Origin of the sequence: Actinoplanes sp. NPDC048791, assembly GCF_040650095.1 — a bacterium.
In the GTDB taxonomy this organism is placed as follows: domain Bacteria; phylum Actinomycetota; class Actinomycetes; order Mycobacteriales; family Micromonosporaceae; genus Actinoplanes.
The window spans coordinates 1-3236 of record NZ_JBEZGQ010000953.1 but is presented as its reverse complement, the minus strand read 5'-3'; the positions used below and the strand labels follow the sequence as shown (position 1 = coordinate 3236).

The 3236-nt window shown below is 68.9% G+C and carries 3 protein-coding genes and 1 pseudogene; all 4 read left to right on the top strand.

The window, feature by feature from the left end; all coding sequences use genetic code 11:
- Positions 1 to 94 precede the first annotated feature (94 nt).
- Positions 95 to 406 (top strand): annotated as a pseudogene (locus AB0C29_RS40335) (inositol monophosphatase family protein); the annotation flags it as partial.
- 46 nt (positions 407 to 452) lie between these two features.
- Positions 453 to 1364 carry a sulfate adenylyltransferase subunit CysD gene (cysD, locus tag AB0C29_RS40330; RefSeq protein WP_360545491.1) on the top strand — a complete coding sequence of 304 codons (912 nt, stop codon included), beginning with the start codon at positions 453 to 455 and terminating at the stop codon, positions 1362 to 1364.
- Positions 1364 to 2662 carry a sulfate adenylyltransferase subunit CysN gene (cysN, locus tag AB0C29_RS40325; protein ID WP_360832189.1) on the top strand — a complete coding sequence of 433 codons (1299 nt, stop codon included), beginning with the start codon at positions 1364 to 1366 and terminating at the stop codon, positions 2660 to 2662. The genes cysD and cysN overlap by 1 nt, the downstream gene beginning before the upstream one ends.
- Before the next feature lie 104 nt (positions 2663 to 2766).
- Positions 2767 to 3236 (top strand): LacI family DNA-binding transcriptional regulator (locus AB0C29_RS40320; protein ID WP_360832186.1); only part of this gene is annotated, 470 nt, incomplete at its 3' end.

The window sequence follows — 3236 nt, the reverse complement described above, 5'->3', positions numbered from 1 at the left end:
TCGATGTGCAGCACGATCGCCTCACATACCAGTCGGTATTCGGATACCACTCAGTATCTGGATACCGCTCGGACTGTCAATCGGGTAGCTTGGCCGCCCGCCGGCGTTCGTCACCGCCCTGGCCGAGGACATCGGTGCCGAGCTGGTCCCGATGGGATCGGCCGGGGTCAAGATCGCCGCGGTGATCAACGGGGACGCCGACGCCTACGTGCACGCCGGTGGCCAGTACGAGTGGGACAGTGCCGCCCCGGTGGCTGTGGCGTCGGCCACTGGACTGCATGCTTCCCGTATCGACGGAACTGCGCTGAAATACAACCAGGCCGATCCGAAGTTGCCGGATCTGGTGGTCTGTCGCAAGGACCTTGCGCCCCGTCTGCTCGCAGCGTTGCAGCGACACCTCCCATAAATCCCTCCCGGATGAGTTCGGCCGACATCGGAAAGGTCTGGAACCCATGAGCCAGACGAAGCCCTATCGCGTCTCGCATCTCGACGCTCTCGAGGCCGAGAGCATCTTCGTCATGCGTGAGGTCATGGCCGAGTTCGAGCGGCCCGTGCTGCTCTTCTCCGGCGGCAAGGACTCGATCGTGATGCTGCGCCTCGCGGAGAAGGCGTTCGCGCCCGCGCGCATCCCGTTCCCGGTCATGCACGTCGACACCGGTCACAACTTCCCCGAGGTGCTGGAGTACCGCGACACCCGGGTCGCCGAGCTGGGTCTCAACCTGGTGATCGCCAGCGTGCAGGAGGCCATCGACTCCGGCCTGGTGCGCGAGCTGCCGGACGGCACCCGCAACCGGATCCAGACCCCGGTGCTGCTGGCCGCGGTCGAGAAGTACCGCTTCGACGCGCTCTTCGGCGGCGCCCGCCGCGACGAGGAGAAGGCACGGGCCAAGGAGCGGATGTTCAGCTTCCGCGACGAGTTCGGCCAGTGGGACCCGAAGAACCAGCGCCCCGAGCTGTGGTCGCTCTACAACGGCCGGCACCACCCCGGCGAGTCGATCCGGGTGTTCCCGCTGTCCAACTGGACCGAGCTGGACGTGTGGCACTACATCGCCAAGGAGCGCATCGCGCTGCCGAGCATCTACTACGCCCACGACCGTGAGGTCGTCGAGCGCGCGGGGATGTTCTACGCGGTCAACGAGTTCATCGTGCCCCGGGACGGCGAGACGGTCGAGACCCGCCGGGTGCGCTACCGCACCGTCGGCGACGCGTCGCAGACCGCCGCCGTGCTGTCCGAGGCCGACACGGTCGACAAGGTCATCGACGAGGTCGCGGCGACCCGGATCACCGAACGCGGTGCCACCCGGGGCGACGACAAGGTCAGCGAGGCCGCGATGGAAGACCGCAAGCGGGAAGGCTACTTCTGATGAGTCAGGCAGTTCTGGAGCCCGACGAGGCGACGGCCCGTCCGATGGACCTGCTGCGGTTCGCCACCGCGGGCAGCGTGGACGACGGCAAGTCGACGCTGATCGGCCGGCTGCTCTACGACACCAAGACCATCTTCGCCGACCAGCTCGAGGCGGTCGAGGCGGTCAGCGCCGCGCGCGGTGACGAGTACACCAACCTGGCGCTGCTCACCGACGGCCTGCGCGCCGAGCGGGAGCAGGGCATCACCATCGACGTGGCGTACCGCTACTTCGCGACGCCGCGGCGCAAGTTCATCATCGCCGACACCCCCGGGCACATCCAGTACACCCGCAACATGGTCACCGGCGCCTCGACGGCCGACCTGGCGCTGATCCTGGTGGACGCGCGCAAGGGCCTGGTCGAGCAGTCCCGCCGGCACGCGTTCCTGACCAGCCTGCTGCGGGTGCCCCACCTGGTGCTCTGCGTCAACAAGATGGACCTGGTCGACTGGGACCGCGGGGTCTACGAGAAGATCGCCGACGAGTTCACCTCGTTCGCGGCCAAGCTCGACGCGCCCGACCTGACGGTCATCCCGATCTCGGCGCTGGAGGGCGACAACATCGCGTCGCGCTCCGAGAAGAGCCCCTGGTACGAGGGCCCGTCGCTGCTGCACCACCTGGAGCACGTGCACATCGCCTCGGACCGCAACCTGGTCGACGTGCGGTTCCCGGTGCAGTACGTGATCCGCCCGCAGTCCAAGGACATCACCGACTACCGCGGGTACGCCGGCCAGGTCGCCTCGGGCGTGCTCAAGCCGGGCGACGAGGTGATGGTGCTGCCGTCGGGCATGACCAGCACGATTGCCGCCATCGACACCGCGGACGGCCCGGTCGACGAGGCGTTCCCGCCGATGTCGGTGACGGTCCGGCTGACCGACGAGATCGACATCTCCCGGGGCGACATGATCTGCCGGCCGCACAACGCGCCGGCGGTCGCCCAGGACGTCGAGGCGATGATCTGCTGGATGGACGAGACGGCCCCGCTGCGGGTCGGCGCGAAATACACGATCAAGCACACCACCCGTACGGCCCGCACGGTGGTCCGTGGCCTGCAGTACCGCCTCGACGTGAACACGTTGCACCGCGACGAGAACGCGCCGCAGCTGGGCCTCAACGAGATCGGCCGGGTCAAGCTGCGCACCACCGTGCCGCTGCTCGCCGACGAGTACCGGCGCAACCGCACCACCGGTGGCTTCATCCTGATCGACGAGTCGACCAACCGTACGGTGGGCGCCGGCATGATCATCGAGGCCCAGTAGGGCAGACGTGCACGCCCCGGCCCGCGCCGGTAAAGGGCGGGACGGGGCGGTTTGCATCGTTGTATAGTCCGGGCGCAGCCGGGCGACGAGAGTGGGCGAGGCCGGTGCCTCCGGGTCTGAAGGACGTGGCCGCACAAGCAGGCGTGTCGATCAAGACCGTCTCCAATGTGGTCAACGGCTACGTGCACGTCGCCCCGGAGACCCGCGCCCGGGTGCAGCAGGCCATCGACGCCCTGGGCTACAAGCCGAACATGGCGGCCCGGCAGTTGCGCAGCGGCCGGTCCGGGGTGATCGCGCTGGCCGTGCCGGAGCTCCAGTCGCCGTACTTCGCCGAGCTGGCCGGGCGGATCGTGCACGCGGCGGAGCGCCGGTCCTGGACCGTGCTGATCGACCAGACCGACGGGCACGCCGAGCGGGAGCGCAACCTGGTCGCCGGGCTGCGCCGGCACGCTATCGACGGCCTGATCTTCAGCCCGCTGGCGCTGGCCGGTGAGGAGCTGGCGCGGGGCGGCGACGAGACCCCGATGGTGCTGCTCGGCGAGCGGGTGTCGCACGGCCCGGCCGACCATGTCGC

Bases quoted from the DNA above. Each gene is read 5' to 3' on its own strand.
- cysD (WP_360545491.1), top strand. From the start codon at position 453: ATGAGCCAGACGAAGCCCTATCGCGTCTCGCATCTCGACGCTCTCGAG.
- cysN (WP_360832189.1), top strand. From the start codon at position 1,364: ATGAGTCAGGCAGTTCTGGAGCCCGACGAGGCGACGGCCCGTCCGATG.